Source organism: Sinorhizobium fredii (genome assembly GCF_002944405.1).
GTDB lineage: Bacteria > Pseudomonadota > Alphaproteobacteria > Rhizobiales > Rhizobiaceae > Sinorhizobium > Sinorhizobium fredii_C.
The window spans coordinates 1765214-1779672 of record NZ_CP024307.1 but is presented as its reverse complement, the minus strand read 5'-3'; the positions used below and the strand labels follow the sequence as shown (position 1 = coordinate 1779672).

The window sequence follows — 14459 nt, the reverse complement described above, 5'->3', positions numbered from 1 at the left end:
GTCTCTTTCTCCGGCCTGCCGCGTCTGTCGAGCGCGGTGTCGGAGCTAACCGTCGACGACGTCAGGAAACTCGATTTCTGAAGCTTGAAGGGGCTGTGAAGGAAGCCTGGCCGATAGACGCAAATGCCAGAGACGTAGGTTGCTGGAGAGCGCTGTTTAAGGGCGGATCAGTTGGCCAAAGCGGCAGCGATTTGTTTCCGCATCCGGCGGATGTCGCGGGCGGGCGGCGCCCCGAATTGCCGGAGGTATTCGCGGCTGAATTGGGATGCACTTTCATACCCGACCGCGAAGGCGACGATCGATGCGTTATACTCGCCCCCCAGGAGCAGCCGGCGTGCCTCCTGGAGGCGAAGTTGCTTCTGGTATTGGAGCGGGCTGAGGCCCGTGATCGCCGAAAAGTGCCGGTGCAGGCTCGCTCGGCTCATGCCGCTTGCCTCGCACAGGGCATCAATCCGCAATTGCCGGTCGCGATTGTCCCTGATCCATGCGATGGCGCGGCGGATGCGAACCAGCGGCCCCTCCGGTTGCGCAATCTGGCGGAGAAGGCGCCCCTGCGGGCCTTGCAGGAGACGATAAAGCAATTCTCGCTCAACCATGGGCGCGAGAACAGGAATGTCGGTGGGCTTGTCCAGCAGCGAAAGCAGCCGAAGCAGCGCATCGCGAAGCTGGGCCGTCATCGGATTGATCGACAGACCGATCTGCTCGCCGTCGCTCTCCCGCTTGGGCGGCATGGCAGCCGCCAGTTCTGCCAGCAAGGCGGGATCGAGTGTCAGTGAGACGGCGACATAAGGGCGATGCTGGTCGGCATCTAACACTTGGCCCGTCAGCGGCAGATCGAGGGCGCTGACCAGATATTGCGAACTGTCGTAGTTCAGAACGCTGTCGTTGAAGGCGACCCGTTTGGAGCCCTGAAGAATGAAGCAGACCATCGACCGATAAAGGCAAGGCGTCTCACCGGTCGGGCGATGTCCGACCAGCAGCTCGACGCGCGGAATCGGCGTGAGCACTGTATTAGGCTTCGCGTGGCGCAAGGCGATTTCAAGATGCGGTTCGAAGACATCCGTCATTCCGGGACTATGTCAGTATCTCTGGCACGGGACAAGCCACTTGAGACAATTGGGCAAGATGTTGATCCGATCAGACGGGTTCGGGTGACGGCTTGCCGCTATCTTGCAGAGGCAGGCAGCGCTCGTCGTGAGCGATTTGCCGCTCGCCAAATAATCTCTCTCAAAGGCCCGAACATGACTGACAGAATCGCTCTCATCACCGGCGCCAGCCGCGGTCTAGGCCGCGCCATGGCGCTTCACCTCGCCGACCGTGGCGTCGGCATCATCGGCACCTACCGCACCGGCGCGGCCGAAGCCGATGCATTGAGGCGCGAAATCGAAGCAAAGGGCGGCAAGGCCGCTATGATCCCGCTCGACGTGACTAAAACGTCGAGCTTTCCGCTCTTTATCGAAGCAGTGGCCACGGCGCTAGGCGACACCTTCGGCCGCCCGCAGTTCGATTATCTCCTCAACAACGCTGGTATCGGTGTGTTCGCCAATTTCACGGAGACCACGGAAGAACAGTTTGACACGCTGGTGGCGACACATCTGCGTGGTCCGATCTTTCTCACTCAAAAGCTTTTGCCGCTGATGAAGGACGGTGGTCGTATCCTCAATGTCTCTTCCGGTTTCATACGGTTCACTCTGCCTGGCTATAGCGTTTACGCGGCAATGAAGGCGGCGACCGAGGTACTAACGCGCTTCATGGCCGTCGAACTGGGCGACCGCAGAATTCGGGTGAACGCTATTGCCCCCGGTGCAATCGCGACCGACTTTGGAGGAGGCGTGGTGCGCGATAACGAGGCTGTTAACACGTTCGTCGCACAGGGTATCGCGCTGGGTCGCGTCGGGCAGCCAGACGATATCGGTAGCGCGGTCGCCGCAATCCTCTCTGACGACATGGGTTGGGCGAACGGCACCTCCTTCGATATCTCGGGTGGACAAATGCTGTAACCGCTGCCATGGCTGCGCAAGGGAGGCGTGGAGCGTTCATCGCGTGCCAAGGCTTATTGCCTCGGCGTTGTTCCTGTACGAGAGGGCCCCCACGCCCGATCACTCAGCTTGGCAAACGGCGCCCATATTATGCAGTCCGGGGCGAGCACGTTGGCGGTAGAACAGTTGATATCGGATCCGTCGGCCCGGACGAGGGGGAGCGGCATAGGTGACGTGACAGCCGCTGGTCTCAGGGTCGCTTAGCTGGCCGCGAGCTTCTCTGCGGGCAAATGGCCGTTTACCGGAGTCTCTTTCGTCACAGACCGCAATTGTATCGGGTGTGCACTAGGATCTGCGAATAAGAAGGCTCCACGGTTACGCCCCCGACGTTGTCACGGATCCATTTGGCGGCCGCCGTCAGCTCGCCGCTGAAGTCGTGCGAAATAACATAGTCCATGACGCCGGATTCCAACAGGTTTCGTGAGTGGTTGGTCAATTCGTGGCCGACAAAGACCGTATCGCGGGCCTTTCCGGCGTGTTCCAGTGCCTTTGCGACGCCGCGGTTGGCACCGGCGACATTGTAGATCGCGGTGGGGTAACCATGTGCCTCGAAATAGCGGGTTAACTGCTCACAAGTGCTCTCCGGTCTGTCGTCCGAAATCACACGTTCCTCGATCTTCAAATATGGAAAATCGGAACGGAGCACCCTCCGAAACCCCATCTCACGCTCCTGCTGGCAGCGGAACGCCACGCTCATGACGATCAGAATATTGTTACGCTCCTTCGGAAGCGCATTGCCGATCAACAAAGCGGCCACGCTGCCAGCGGCGTACTGGTCATTGCCTATGTAGGCGCTGCGACGGGAGCTCGGCAGATCGGTCGTCAGGCAGAGGACGGGAATATCGATGGTCCGCAGCTTTCGTATCGCGCGGTTGATCGCCGGATGCTCGCGAGCGATGACCACGACGCCATCCGCAGCGCTGCCTTGCTGCTCAATCCGGCGCGCGAATGATGAGGGCTCGACTTCGCTCGTGGTTACGTAATCTCCCTCAATCTCGATGCCGGCAACGGTTCGGTTGACCTCCGTTACAGCGGCCGCCATTGCTGCATTGAAGGTTTCGCCAGAGTCACAAAATAGACGAACATGCAAAGGGATGTCGCGGCCCGCGCTTTCGTTCTTCAGCTTTTCGAGCGCCCCCAGGACGCGGGCTCTCGTTCGTTCTCGGACGCCGCTGCGGTTGTTGAGGACCCTGTCGACCGTCGCAGGACCGACTCCTGCGAGCTTGGCAATTTCCTGGACCTTGGGGCCTTTCCATGTTCGATTTTGCAGGTGATCGACCACAGCTTTCTCCAGTTTCCGGTTAAAGTTGATGGTAAAAACATCATCTTGGAAGTCGTCATTCATTGCAACGTCAATTTTTTGAGCGGCTTGCCGCTATGTTGGGCCCTATGGACTTTATGATGTCTTTTGCATCATGTAATGCGCTTCATCTTCCTTGTCTGATGTGATTCCAATCTGGATAATCACATCGTTAACGGAGGAGGAGCCCAATGAAATTCGGAAATTCGATTCTGCTTTCTGCCTTGATGGCCGCCACCGCACTCGGAGGCATAGCCAATGCGCAGGACGGCGAAAAGCAATATCGCTTCGTCATGGTCTCTCACATCGGCTCGAACGATCCGAACATGGGTTGGCTGACGAAGTCCATGGAGGAGTTCGAGAAGAAATATCCGAACGTCAAAACCGAATATATCTCCACCAACAATTATTCGGTCCAGGAGCACGTGCGTCTTCTCGAGCAGGCGATTTCAACGCAACCGGACGGTATTGCCGTGCCGATAGTCAGCTCCGATGCTTTCGAAGCGCCGCTGCGCAAGGCGATCGAGGCCGGAATCCCGGTCGTCGCCTTCAACATTCCCGATGGACGCCCCGACGCTGAGCGTATTCCCTACCTCACGTATGTCGGCGGCGACGAGTATCTCACCGGCAAGAAGCTCGGCGAGTACGCGCTTGAAAAGGCGGAAGCCGGAGAAATCCCGAAGCCGACCCGCGTCGTCTGCGCCAGCCATGACTCGGCCCATCAGGGCCTCAAGGCTCGGTGTGCCGGAATGAAGGATGCCATGGAGAAGGCCGGCGCCAAAGTCGATGAACTGTTCATCGGCGCCGAACCGGCGACTGCTCGCAACGCGCTTCAGGCCTTCCTGCAGGCCAATCCGGACACCAACTACATCTTCACGGTTGCCGGCTGGTCTTCGCCCTGGGCATGGGGTGTCGCCAACGACATGAAGCTTGACCCGGATGTCGACGACAAGGGCGTAACCGTCCTGACGGTCGACGAGGGACCGGTTTCGATCGAAGGCGTGCGCGCCGGCCACGTCTTGGCGACGAACAGCCAGGGTTTCTGGCTGCAGGGCTATGCTCCGATGGAGTGGCTCTACTGGAACAAAGAGTTCGGCTACGCACCGCAGTCAAACATCCTGACGGGCCCGGTCATCATCAACAAGGATAATGCCGATCAGTGGGCCGAACTGGTCCGGGGCGTCTTCGGCGACAAGGCCTACGACGAGCAGAACACCTGGTAAGGGTTCCTCCCAGAGGGCGGCCGGACACCACACGGGCCGGCTGCCCTCGATCGTTTGGATGTGCCTCCCGCCGCGTACTGAACCAGCGAGCATAATGTCATGAAACAGCTTGTGCGAAGCCAAGGCTTCGGCGCGATCATTGGCGTCGTCGTCATGCTTGTCGTCTTCACATCGATCGATTTTTCCGGCTGGTGGACCAATCAGACCGTCGCCAATGTCAGCCAGTTCACCGCCATTCTTGCCTTTGTGGCGATGGGCCAGGCACTGGTCATCATGACGAAGGAAATCGACCTGTCCGTGGGATCGGTCTATGGATTGGCGGGTGTCGCCTTCATCACGATGGAACCGGCGCTCGGCGTGCCAGGCTCCTTTGTTCTGGCGCTTGCCGTCGCGGCGCTCGTCGGATTTCTTCAGGCGATCGCGGTGGTCAAGGGCGAACTGCCGTCGATGATCGTCACGCTCGGCGGCCTCTTCGCCGCGCGCGGGATCATCTATGTGTGGACGGGCGGTTCCGTGCACAATTTCTCGCCGGCGGCACGCAGTCACCCAATGACACGCCTGTTTGGCGGCGAGCTTTTTGGCATCGACGCCGCCATTCTCTGGCTGATCACCGTCTCAGCAATCCTCGGTCTTCTGCTGTGGGCGACGCCGTTCGGCAATCGGCTCCTCGCCACCGGCGGCAGCCGCGAGAGCGCGGAATCGCGCGGCGTGCGCACCGATCGCATCAAGATCGCCGCTTTCATTCTCTGCTCATTGCTGGCTGGCTTCGCCGGCATCCTGACTCTCTGCAATCAGCCGCAGACCCATGTCACCCTCGGCGAAAACATGGAGCTTGAGGCGATTGCCGCGGCAGTCATCGGAGGCTGCCTGCTGACCGGCGGGCGCGGTTCGATCCTCGGCGCCATTCTCGGAGCGCTGATCGTCGTGAGCTTCCGCTACGAACTGATCGCACTTGGCGCGCCGTCGTCCTGGTACATCACCTTCATCGGCGCCGTGCTCATCGTCGCGGTCATCTTCAACCAGAAGCTGGCCCGTTTTCTCGGGCACAGCGCTTGACGCGGGAGGACGCTCAATGACGAACACCCACCCCCTCATTCAGGTCAAGAACCTCGACCTTCATTTTGGCGCCTTCCATGCCCTCAAAAACGTCTCGGTGGACTTCCATGCCGGCGAGCTGATCGGATTGGTCGGCGACAACGGTGCCGGAAAGACGACGCTGATCCGCGTACTCTGCGGCATCTACGCGCCCAGTTCAGGAGAGGTTTTTTTCGACGGCAAGAAGATCGAAAAGTTTCACCCGAAGCTCGCCATCGACCAGGGTATCGAGACGATCCAGCAGTCTGTCGGGCTTTGCGACAATCTGTCGATCGCGCGTAACTTCTATCTTGGACGTGAGCCGGTGAAGCGGATCCTCGGCATCCCCTTTCTCGACCTTGCCAAGATGCGGGAGAAATCGACACGGGTTATCCGGCAATTTGGCCTGCGCGACAACGTCTCGGCCGACGACGAGGTGGAACGCCTTTCCGGCGGCGAGCGTCAGTCGGTGAAGATCGGCCGCGCGGTCGAGTTCATGAACCGGGTCGTCATCATGGACGAGCCGACGAACCACCTGTCGGTGCGCGAGCGCGAGCATGTCAACGAGCTTGCGGTGCAGCTCAAGGAGCAAGGTCTGCTGGTCATCTACATCACACACGACATCTTCCAGGTGCACAAACTCGCCGATCGCATCGTCATTATGGAGAACGGCGAGAAGGTCGCCGATGCCTCGACCGACGCGATGACGGCGGAAGAACTCGAAGAGGTCATCCGGCAGGGCGGCCGCCTTGTTGAGAAGCGGGAGGCGGTCTGATGACACTTTCGGCCGCCAAACCCCTCATCAGGCGTCATGCGGACATAGGCATCTTTCTGATCGGGGCGATTCTGGTCGTGATATTCGCCGCTACCTCGGACGGAAAGTGGGCCAATCTCTACAACATCGGAACGATCCTGCAGGTGACCGCGACGCTCGGGCTGATGAGCCTCGGCGTGGCCTTGGTGATAGGCACGGGCGAGATCGACATTTCCGTCGGCTCGACCTTCGGCATGGGTGCGCTCGCCTATCTCTGGCTCGCCGCGCACGTTGACCCGTCGCTCGCCGCCGTGGCCGCGATCGCTGTCGGCGCCGCGATCGGCCTGGTCAACGGACTGCTCGTCACACGGACGGGGACGCCGTCCCTTATCATCACACTCGGCACGTTGATGATCTTCCGCGGCATTGCGATCGCATTGACCGAAGGATTCTCCTTTTCCATCCCCTATGCGGCCCGCAAAGGCTGGGCCTACTTCGGGCTCGGGGGCGGCGAGTTCCTCGGTTTCAACACCGCGCTCTACTGGCTGATTATCGTGCTCGTCATTCTGACGGTGATGCTGAAGGCGATGCCTTTCGGCAATCGGCTGCTTGCGGTCGGTGGTTCGGCCGAGAGCGCCCATTCCCGCGGCGTGCGGGTCAGTCGGGTCAAGCTATCGGCATTTGTCCTCTGCGGTGTCCTCGCCGCTTTCGCCGGAACGCTCGAGGCCGGCAAGCTCGGCTTCGCGGACGGTTCCATGGGCCGCCTGATGGAACTGCAGGCGATTGCCTCCTGCGTGCTGGGTGGCTGTCTGCTCGCTGGGGGGCGAGTGTCCTTGATCGGGGCACTGAAGGGCGCGTTCGTGCTGTCCTCGATCCAATCCTATCTCGTCGTCACGGGCGTTCGTCCGCAATGGTTCATATTGATCCTGGGCCTCATCGTGGTGATCGCCGCCTATGGCGACCGGTCGCTGCGTCAGTGGGCACTCCGGAAATAGAGGTCTTTAATGTCTGTCAGAATAGCGATCATCGGCGCGGGTATCATGGGCGCGGACCATGCCCGGATTGTCTCCGAAGACTTGCCGGGTGCAATCCTTCAGGTGGTGTGCGATGCCTCTTCGGAGCGCGCCCGAAAGGTGGCTGAGGAATGCGGTGCGGCCGATCTCTCTTCCGACCCCCTCGCAACGATCACGCGCGGGGACGTCGATGCCGTGCTGATCGCCAGCCCCGACGAAACCCATGCGTCGCTGTCGCTCGCCGCAATCGAGGCCGGCAAGCCGGTACTCTGTGAAAAGCCGTTGTCGCAGCGCGCGAAGGAGTGCCTCGGCGTGATCCACGCAGAAGTGTCGCGCGGTCGTCAGTTCGTCCAGCTCGGCTTTATGCGGCGCTTCGATCCGTCATACCGTGACATGAAGGCATTGCTCGACGACGGTTCCCTCGGCGGCGCAATCATGATGCACAACTTCCATCGCAACGTCGAAGCACCGGCGAATTTTACCGGTCAGATGGCAATCACCAATTCCGCACCGCATGAATTCGATGTCGCTCGCTTCGTGCTCGGCGCCGACTATACGGCCATCACCGTTTTCCAGCCAACGGGCGTCGACGCAACGAGGACCGGCGCTCCGGTGTTCATGGTTCTCGAAACCGACAAGGGACAGCTCGTCAACATCGAGATCAACAATAACGCCGCCTACGGCTACGACGTTCGCGGTGAACTGATCGGCGAGAAGGGATCGATTTCCCTGAACGCACCCGTCTACACGCGCCACAACGGCGACCTGATGGCCTACGAGCGCTATGCGCCCGATTGGCGCCCGCGCTTTGCCGAGGCGTACCGGCTGCAGAACAAGGCGTTCCTGAACTTCGTTCGAACCGGCGTTTTCCCGGCGAGCGCCTCCGACGCCTGGGACGGCTATTGCGCGGCCCTGGTCGCCGAGGCCGGCGTCGAGGCCCTGCGCAAGGGCGAGCGCGTTACGATCGCAAGGGCGGAAAAGCCGTCCCTGTACAACCGATAAAAGGACAGAGACATGAAACTTGGCTTCGTTTCCGACAGTCTTGGCGGCCTAGCCTTCGATGCGCTTCTCGACAATGCCGCTCGCCTGGGCGTCTCGGGTGTCGAGGTGAACACCGGGGGATGGTCGACAGCGCCGCATTTCGACCTCGAGGCGATGAAGGCGAGCGCCGATGCCCGCCGCAGCTTCATGAAATCCTTTGAGAGCCGCGGGCTTGAGATCATCGCGCTCAACGCCAACGGCAATCCCCTGCATCCGACCCAGCCGGAACAGGGCGAGTGCCTCAAGGATACGATCCGCGTTGCCGGCGGGATGGGCATCAAGACGGTCTGCGCGATGTCGGGCCTTCCGGCCGGCCGCGCCGGCGACCTGATGCCGAACTGGGTCGTCTCCTCCTGGCCGCCGGAGACCCAGGAGATCCTGCGATACCAATGGGAGGAGAAGCTGCTGCCGTTTTGGATGGAGATTGCTGCGCTTGCCAGGGTGAGCGGCGTCGAGCGCATCGCGCTGGAACTGCACGGCAATCAGTGCGTCTACAACGTTCCGTCCCTTCTGAAGCTTCGCGCCACCATTGGTCCGGTGATCGGCGCCAACCTCGATCCCTCGCATTTGTTCTGGATGGGCGCCGATCCGCTCGTCGCGACCGAGGCCCTTGGAGAAGCGGTCTATCACGTCCATGCCAAGGACACGTTGCTCAACGCTCCTATCCAGGCGACGACCTCGCTCCTGGAGAACGGCTCGCTGATGAACATCCCGGCGCGTAGCTGGTCCTACATCACGCTCGGCTTCGGCCACGGCGAGGAATGGTGGCGGCAATTCTGCTATCGGCTCAAGATGGCCGGCTATGACGGCTGGCTGTCGGTCGAGCATGAGGATGTGCTGCTCAATAGCCTCGAAGGGTTGGAGAAATCCGTCGCCCTGCTCAAGGGGGTGATGCCCGTCGCGCCAAGCGACTTCAAACCGCAGGCAATCTGACGCTCGAACGACGCACCGGCGCGATCCGAATCCACCTCGCCATCGCTAGTAAAGGAATGCGGTTATGAGCGCTGACATAGTCCCCCCAACCCTCCCGTTCACGTTCGTCGCCTGCGCCGAGATGGTGTCCGTTCGCTCCCATCCTCGGACGGGTGAAGCAGTTCCCCGAACTCGGTTTCCTGGCATGCTTCGCGGCGTGCGTTTGGACACGAGCGTCAAGCCCTTGGGAATTAGAGGGCGGCCGGTGCGCTCACATCTGGAGAACAGCGACAATGCGAGATTGGCACGACAGCGCACCACCAAGCAGCCTTTCGGAGCTGAAGTCGATGATTGCCTCGAGAGAGATCGTCTTCCCAGACCAGCTTGAACGGGTTATCCGCCACGCGCTTCTCACGCCGGAACTAATTGCTTTTGGTAGTTCCAACTCGGTGGCGCTTGCCTGTTCGGTGTCTCCGACAACCGTCGTTCGGCTCGCCGGCTTCCTCGGCTTCGAGAACTTTCGAGACCTTCGAACCTTATTTCGGGAGCATTTGCGGAGACGTGCCGCACGAGTGGCGCCCGGCAGAGCCGGTGGAATGTGAGGTAGCCGCTTGGCGGATGTAACCGGTGCCTATTAGCGCGATGGCCGCTGTTGGGCACATTCCGATCTCACCGGCCGAGACAGCCGAACTTCCGCCCACTGCGCCGCATCCTTGATGATCCAAGCGGGCGGCGCACTGACGGCAAGTCGGTCCATCGGAAACATGCGCAGTCTTATTAATTAGATCGCCCCGCTCAACGTCGGATCGGCTGCGCGCTACCGGGGTGAAGGAGTGGCCCTGGGGCGGAGCGTTCTGGTCGCAGAAGACCTTGTGGCAGGCCGCCTTGCGTCGATATTCCCGCAAGCCAGGCTGGAGGTCGAATGGGGATACGACCTTGTTTACCAGATGGGCAATCAAGACCACCCGAAGGTTCGCGCATTCAGAAATCGGATAGCGGACGAAGTACGGGAATTTCTAACCGCAAACTTTTAAACCGGAATGATCGACCCGTTGCGGAAGTTCAATATTTGACATCCAAACGCCCGCTCTCGCGCCAGAAACCGAATTTCAGCGCAGGATCAAGCAGCGTGCGATGCAGGATCAGCGGCAATGCCAGCTCCGCTGACGTGTGTTGCCATTCTTCTGCAATGGGCGTCAGTTCGAATGCGTTCAGAGCCTGAGCGCTCAGACCGACAAGGTATTAGCCGCGCTGCTCCCGTGCAACGATCTTCAATCGACTTAGATCTTGGAGGTGCCGAGCCATGTAGCGTGAGGCCTCTTCGTTCTTCCCGGCTAGAATGAGGTCGAGCAACTCGATGTGCTCCCGGCTGCGCTCCCGAGCGCTTTCCCGATCCAGCATCTGTCGATAGTCGATCAGTCTGCGAAGCCGATCCAGCCGCTTCAGCGCATCGATGAAGAAACTGTTGTGGCAGCATTCAATGATCGCCTCATGCATGCCGCTGTTCAGTTCGAAGAGCTTCGCGTCCGAAACCGTCCAGATGCCGCCGTTCACCAGCCACTCCTGCTCCTCCCGGCAACGCAATAGCACCGGCCGATTCAGCCTGAAGGTCGGTTCCAATAGTGCTGCAGGTTCGATCAGCAGGCGAAACCGGTAACTGTCTTCGTACGCCTGGAGCGAAGTCAGCACCGGCAGGAAAGCCCAGCCGTGGCCGGGAAGGCGCTCGATCCAGCCCTCGTTGGCCATCCGCAGCAGGATCTTTGATAGGCGACCCTTGGTGAGGTCGTAGCGCCGCAGGAATTCGCTCTCGGTGATCCTTTCCGGCAACCGGCCATGCAGCCGGTCATCCGCGATCGTCAGATAGATCTGCTCGTCATCCTCCGCCGAGGCGGACTCCAGCGACAGCTTCTCGGCGGCTTCGACGTCGGCGATCAGATAGCCGCCGCCTTCACCGTGCTTCAGCACGCCGACGTCGTGCAAGAGTTTCATTGCATTTCTGACCGGAGACCGCGAAACGCGAAACTGTTCGGCGAGCTTGCGCTCGACGAGGCGATCGCCCTCGGCAAGCTTGTCGGTGCGGATATGGGCAACGATCTGGTCGGCAAGGCTGGCGATCAAGGGTGTCATCTGCAAGGCTAAGCTCCCGATTTTTCTCATCTATGCCATATGCCCAAGCCGGCGCCAAGCGTTTTTGGTATTTTCCACTTGCAAAATACCATTCCCTCCCTTACTTGGTACTTTAGAGGAGAAAAAGACCACGATTGGTCTGGAGGACTCCATCTTGATCGCTGTTTCCGCAACGCCGGCAGATGTCGGCGAACGATCTCGTGCGTCTTCTCGACTCTCCATAAGAGGTGAGGAAAAAACATGACCTTGAAGCTTCTCGTGCTGCCGGGTGACGGGATCGGGCCGGACATCACTGCCGCGGCGCTCGAGGTTCTGAAGGCCGCCGATGCCGAAATCGGACTGGGCCTTGACTTTGAGCTGCAGGATATCGGCCTCAAGGCCCTTGCCGAGCAAGGCACCACGCTGCCGGATGCGGTCATGAAGCGCGTGCCGGAGGCGGATGGCGTCATCCTCGGACCGGTTTCGCATTATGAGTACCCATCGCGCGACAAGGGCGGCATCAATCCTTCCGCCGAGCTCAGGACCAAATTCGAGCTCTACGCCAACATCCGCCCCTGCCGTTCGCGCGAAGGGCTGACCATCCTACGCAAGCCCATGGACCTCGTCCTGGTGCGCGAGAACACCGAAGGGTTCTATTCCGACCGCAACATGTTCGCCGGCGCGGGAGAATTCATGCCCGATCCGGACATGGCATTTTCGATCCGCAAGGTGACCGCAAAGGCGTCTTCGCGTGTGGCGGAGGCGGCCTTCGAGTTGGCGCGTCACCGCCGCAAGAAGGTGACCGCGGTCCACAAGGCCAATGTCGTCAAGCTGTCGGACGGCCTCTTCTTGCGGGAGGTTCGCAAGGTGGCCGAAGCCTATCCGGACGTCGCCCTCGAAGAACTTATCGTCGATGCCGCCGCCGCGCATCTTATCCGGTCGCCTGATCGGTTCGACGTCATCGTTACCACCAACATGTTCGGCGACATTCTTTCCGACGAGGCTTCGGAACTCTCGGGCAGCCTCGGTCTCGGCGGCTCGATCAATGCCGGTGACGACATCTGCGTCGCCCAGGCCCAGCACGGCTCTGCCCCCGATATCGCTGGCAAGAACGTCGCGAACCCGACCTCGCTCATTCTTTCCGCCGCCATGCTGCTTGACTGGCTCGGCCGCAGGCGAAACGACCAGCGTCTGGTGCGCGCCGCCGCCCTCATCGAGGAGGCGATCGAGGCCGTGTTGCAGCAGCCGCAATCGCGTACACGCGACCTCGGCGGAATGCTCGATACCAACGCCTTCACCGCCAGGGTGGTCGAAGCTGTCCGCGCCGCAGGCGCATCGACCACGGCCGCCTGAAGCGGTCTCAGCAAATCCCGAAAGGGCAAGCCGGGAATGTGTTCCGGCGATCCTGGAGGAAGGGACCGAGTGGCGGTCACAGGGATCGAACAACACAACGCATGGATGGGAGGAATTTCCATGAAGAAAGTGACACGACGCGTTTTCTCAACACTGCTCGCCGCTGCAGCGACAGCAATGCTGATCCACCAGACGGCTGTCCCCGCGTTCGCGGAAGAACAGCTCGAGTCCCTGCACATCATGGCGCCCAGCAGTCCGGGCAGCGGTTACGACCAGTTGGCGCGAGCCGTCCAGACCATCCTGCAGGAGGACAAGATCACCGGACCCGTCGAGGTGCAGAATGTTGCCGGCGGCGGCGGAACGGTTGGCCTGTCGCAGTTCGTGACGACAAAGCCGCGACACCCGAGCGCCATGGTCATTGGCTTTGCCCTCGTCGGCGGCGTATTGACGACCAAGTCTCCGGTAAAGCTGGACCAGACCGTTCCGGTCGCCCGCCTGATGGGCGAGGCTGATGCCATCGTGGTTCCGGCGAACTCCGACATCAAGACGATGGATGATCTGGTGGCACGTCTGAAGGCCGATCCGTCGAAGGTTGCCTGGGCCGGCGGCTCGATCGGCGGCATCGACCACGTCGCGGCCGGCCTGATCGCCAAAGCCGTCGGCGTCGATCCGAAGAAGATCAACTACGTCGTGCATGCCGGTGGCGGCGAGGTTCTCGCCTCAACGCTCGGCGGCCACGCGACCGTCGGCATCAGCGGCTACGAGGAATTCCGCGCCCAGGTTGAGGCCGGACAACTGCGCGCCCTCGCCGTCACCGGCGATGCGCGCATTCCGGGCGTCGATGTGCCGACGCTCAAGGAAGCGGGCGTCGACCTCGCCGTGATGAACTGGCGCGGCATCATGGCCCATCCGAAGCTCGCCGACGAAGACCGCGAAGCGCTCGGAAAGGCGATCGCAACGCTCGTCAAGACGCCCGAATGGAGGGCGGCCCTCGAGAAGCGCGGCTGGATCGACACCTACCTTCCGGCCGAAGAATTCGGTGCCTTTCTGGCGGACGAACAGAAACGTGTCGAGAGCGCGCTGAAGGAAGTCGGGTTGCTCTGACGAGCGTCCCGCCCAATCGGGAGGCATCATCAATGTCGAAGTCGGCCAGTCTCCGTATCGGTGAGACAATCCTCGGACTTGCCACGCTCAGTCTTGGACTGTTCATCGCGATCGAAACATGGATGACCCCTCCCATCGCGGCGCAGGCGGTCATTGGACCGGGATTGTTTCCGGCCCTGATCGCCACCGGCCTCGTCCCCGTCGGCCTGCAATTGCTCTACGAGGCATTCCTCCACCGCTTCCAGGTGGAGGAGTTTCCGGAACTCGATTGGAAGGCGGTGATCATCGTCGCCGCCGCTTTTGCCTCGCAACTCGTATTGTTGGAGCGGCTGGGCTGGGTCATTTCGGGGACGCTTTTGTTCGCCGTCTCGGCAATCGCTTTCGGTAGCCGCGCGCATGTCCGGAATGTCCTGATCGGACTGGCACTGACGGCGATCACCTATCTCGTGTTCCACTATGGGCTCGATCTCGATCTGCCAACCGGCAGCTACGTCGAGGAGCTGATCATCATGTTCGGAGGATCGGTGTGATGCACCCGCG

General features: G+C 60.9%; 14 protein-coding genes. 11 read left to right on the top strand and 3 right to left on the bottom strand.

Annotated features, from left to right (window positions below; translation table 11 throughout):
- Positions 1-167 precede the first annotated feature (167 nt).
- The gene (locus NXT3_RS08680; RefSeq protein ID WP_104839962.1) at positions 168-1067 is read right to left on the bottom strand and encodes an AraC family transcriptional regulator; all 900 of its coding nucleotides are present in this window, start codon (positions 1065-1067) and stop codon (positions 168-170) included.
- Between the two features lie 174 nt (positions 1068-1241).
- Between NXT3_RS08680 and NXT3_RS08675 the strand changes: the two genes are divergently transcribed.
- Positions 1242-2000: an SDR family NAD(P)-dependent oxidoreductase gene (locus NXT3_RS08675; protein WP_104839961.1), complete on the top strand. Its 759-nt coding sequence runs from the start codon at positions 1242-1244 to the stop codon at positions 1998-2000.
- Positions 2001-2295: 295 nt separating this feature from the next.
- On the opposite strand, the gene NXT3_RS08670 is transcribed toward NXT3_RS08675, so the two are convergent.
- A complete protein-coding gene (locus tag NXT3_RS08670) occupies positions 2296-3384 on the bottom strand; it encodes a LacI family DNA-binding transcriptional regulator (protein ID WP_234828091.1) in 1089 nt (362 codons plus the stop codon).
- Positions 3385-3530: 146 nt separating this feature from the next.
- On the opposite strand from NXT3_RS08670, the gene NXT3_RS08665 reads away from it, so the two are divergent.
- From NXT3_RS08665 to NXT3_RS08635, 7 genes are all read left to right on the top strand, one after another.
- Complete coding sequence (locus tag NXT3_RS08665) at positions 3531-4562, top strand: sugar ABC transporter substrate-binding protein (protein ID WP_104839133.1); 1032 nt, start codon at positions 3531-3533, stop codon at positions 4560-4562.
- Between the two features lie 99 nt (positions 4563-4661).
- Positions 4662-5618 (top strand): ABC transporter permease, encoded by a 957-nt coding sequence (locus tag NXT3_RS08660; protein WP_104839132.1) that lies wholly within the window; start codon positions 4662-4664, stop codon positions 5616-5618.
- A gap of 16 nt (positions 5619-5634) precedes the next feature.
- Positions 5635-6411, top strand: coding sequence for an ATP-binding cassette domain-containing protein (locus NXT3_RS08655; protein ID WP_097524750.1), 777 nt, complete (start codon positions 5635-5637; stop codon positions 6409-6411).
- Positions 6411-7385 (top strand): ABC transporter permease, encoded by a 975-nt coding sequence (locus tag NXT3_RS08650; RefSeq protein ID WP_104839131.1) that lies wholly within the window; start codon positions 6411-6413, stop codon positions 7383-7385. The genes NXT3_RS08655 and NXT3_RS08650 overlap by 1 nt, the downstream gene beginning before the upstream one ends.
- 9 nt (positions 7386-7394) lie before the next feature.
- Positions 7395-8405, top strand: a complete 1011-nt coding sequence (locus NXT3_RS08645) for a Gfo/Idh/MocA family oxidoreductase (RefSeq protein WP_097524748.1) — start codon at positions 7395-7397, stop codon at positions 8403-8405.
- A 12-nt stretch (positions 8406-8417) separates the two neighbouring features.
- Positions 8418-9377 carry a sugar phosphate isomerase/epimerase family protein gene (locus tag NXT3_RS08640; protein ID WP_104839130.1) on the top strand — a complete coding sequence of 320 codons (960 nt, stop codon included), beginning with the start codon at positions 8418-8420 and terminating at the stop codon, positions 9375-9377.
- Between the two features lie 272 nt (positions 9378-9649).
- On the top strand, positions 9650-9958 hold the full coding sequence (locus tag NXT3_RS08635) for a MurR/RpiR family transcriptional regulator (RefSeq protein ID WP_337441774.1): 309 nt from the start codon (positions 9650-9652) through the stop codon (positions 9956-9958).
- Positions 9959-10598: 640 nt separating this feature from the next.
- Here the strand turns inward: NXT3_RS08635 and NXT3_RS08625 are convergent.
- Positions 10599-11483, bottom strand: a complete 885-nt coding sequence (locus NXT3_RS08625) for a GntR family transcriptional regulator (protein WP_234828113.1) — start codon at positions 11481-11483, stop codon at positions 10599-10601.
- 240 nt (positions 11484-11723) lie between these two features.
- Between NXT3_RS08625 and NXT3_RS08620 the strand changes: the two genes are divergently transcribed.
- The 3 genes from NXT3_RS08620 to NXT3_RS08610 all read left to right on the top strand — a co-directional run bounded on the left by NXT3_RS08620 (position 11724) and on the right by NXT3_RS08610 (position 14449).
- Positions 11724-12815: an isocitrate/isopropylmalate dehydrogenase family protein gene (locus NXT3_RS08620; protein ID WP_097524745.1), complete on the top strand. Its 1092-nt coding sequence runs from the start codon at positions 11724-11726 to the stop codon at positions 12813-12815.
- A 120-nt stretch (positions 12816-12935) separates the two neighbouring features.
- Positions 12936-13919, top strand: coding sequence for a Bug family tripartite tricarboxylate transporter substrate binding protein (locus NXT3_RS08615; RefSeq protein WP_097524744.1), 984 nt, complete (start codon positions 12936-12938; stop codon positions 13917-13919).
- A 32-nt stretch (positions 13920-13951) separates the two neighbouring features.
- The gene (locus NXT3_RS08610; protein ID WP_104839128.1) at positions 13952-14449 is read left to right on the top strand and encodes a tripartite tricarboxylate transporter TctB family protein; all 498 of its coding nucleotides are present in this window, start codon (positions 13952-13954) and stop codon (positions 14447-14449) included.
- The last annotated feature ends 10 nt before the right edge of the window (positions 14450-14459 follow it).

Bases quoted from the DNA above. Each gene is read 5' to 3' on its own strand.
- NXT3_RS08610 (WP_104839128.1), top strand. From the start codon at position 13,952: ATGTCGAAGTCGGCCAGTCTCCGTATCGGTGAGACAATCCTCGGACTT.
- NXT3_RS08615 (WP_097524744.1), top strand. From the start codon at position 12,936: ATGAAGAAAGTGACACGACGCGTTTTCTCAACACTGCTCGCCGCTGCA.
- NXT3_RS08620 (WP_097524745.1), top strand. From the start codon at position 11,724: ATGACCTTGAAGCTTCTCGTGCTGCCGGGTGACGGGATCGGGCCGGAC.
- NXT3_RS08645 (WP_097524748.1), top strand. From the start codon at position 7,395: ATGTCTGTCAGAATAGCGATCATCGGCGCGGGTATCATGGGCGCGGAC.
- NXT3_RS08680 (WP_104839962.1), bottom strand. From the start codon at position 1,067: ATGACGGATGTCTTCGAACCGCATCTTGAAATCGCCTTGCGCCACGCG.
- NXT3_RS08655 (WP_097524750.1), top strand. From the start codon at position 5,635: ATGACGAACACCCACCCCCTCATTCAGGTCAAGAACCTCGACCTTCAT.
- NXT3_RS08665 (WP_104839133.1), top strand. From the start codon at position 3,531: ATGAAATTCGGAAATTCGATTCTGCTTTCTGCCTTGATGGCCGCCACC.
- NXT3_RS08625 (WP_234828113.1), bottom strand. From the start codon at position 11,483: ATGACACCCTTGATCGCCAGCCTTGCCGACCAGATCGTTGCCCATATC.
- NXT3_RS08670 (WP_234828091.1), bottom strand. From the start codon at position 3,384: ATGAATGACGACTTCCAAGATGATGTTTTTACCATCAACTTTAACCGG.
- NXT3_RS08650 (WP_104839131.1), top strand. From the start codon at position 6,411: ATGACACTTTCGGCCGCCAAACCCCTCATCAGGCGTCATGCGGACATA.
- NXT3_RS08675 (WP_104839961.1), top strand. From the start codon at position 1,242: ATGACTGACAGAATCGCTCTCATCACCGGCGCCAGCCGCGGTCTAGGC.
- NXT3_RS08640 (WP_104839130.1), top strand. From the start codon at position 8,418: ATGAAACTTGGCTTCGTTTCCGACAGTCTTGGCGGCCTAGCCTTCGAT.
- NXT3_RS08660 (WP_104839132.1), top strand. From the start codon at position 4,662: ATGAAACAGCTTGTGCGAAGCCAAGGCTTCGGCGCGATCATTGGCGTC.
- NXT3_RS08635 (WP_337441774.1), top strand. From the start codon at position 9,650: ATGCGAGATTGGCACGACAGCGCACCACCAAGCAGCCTTTCGGAGCTG.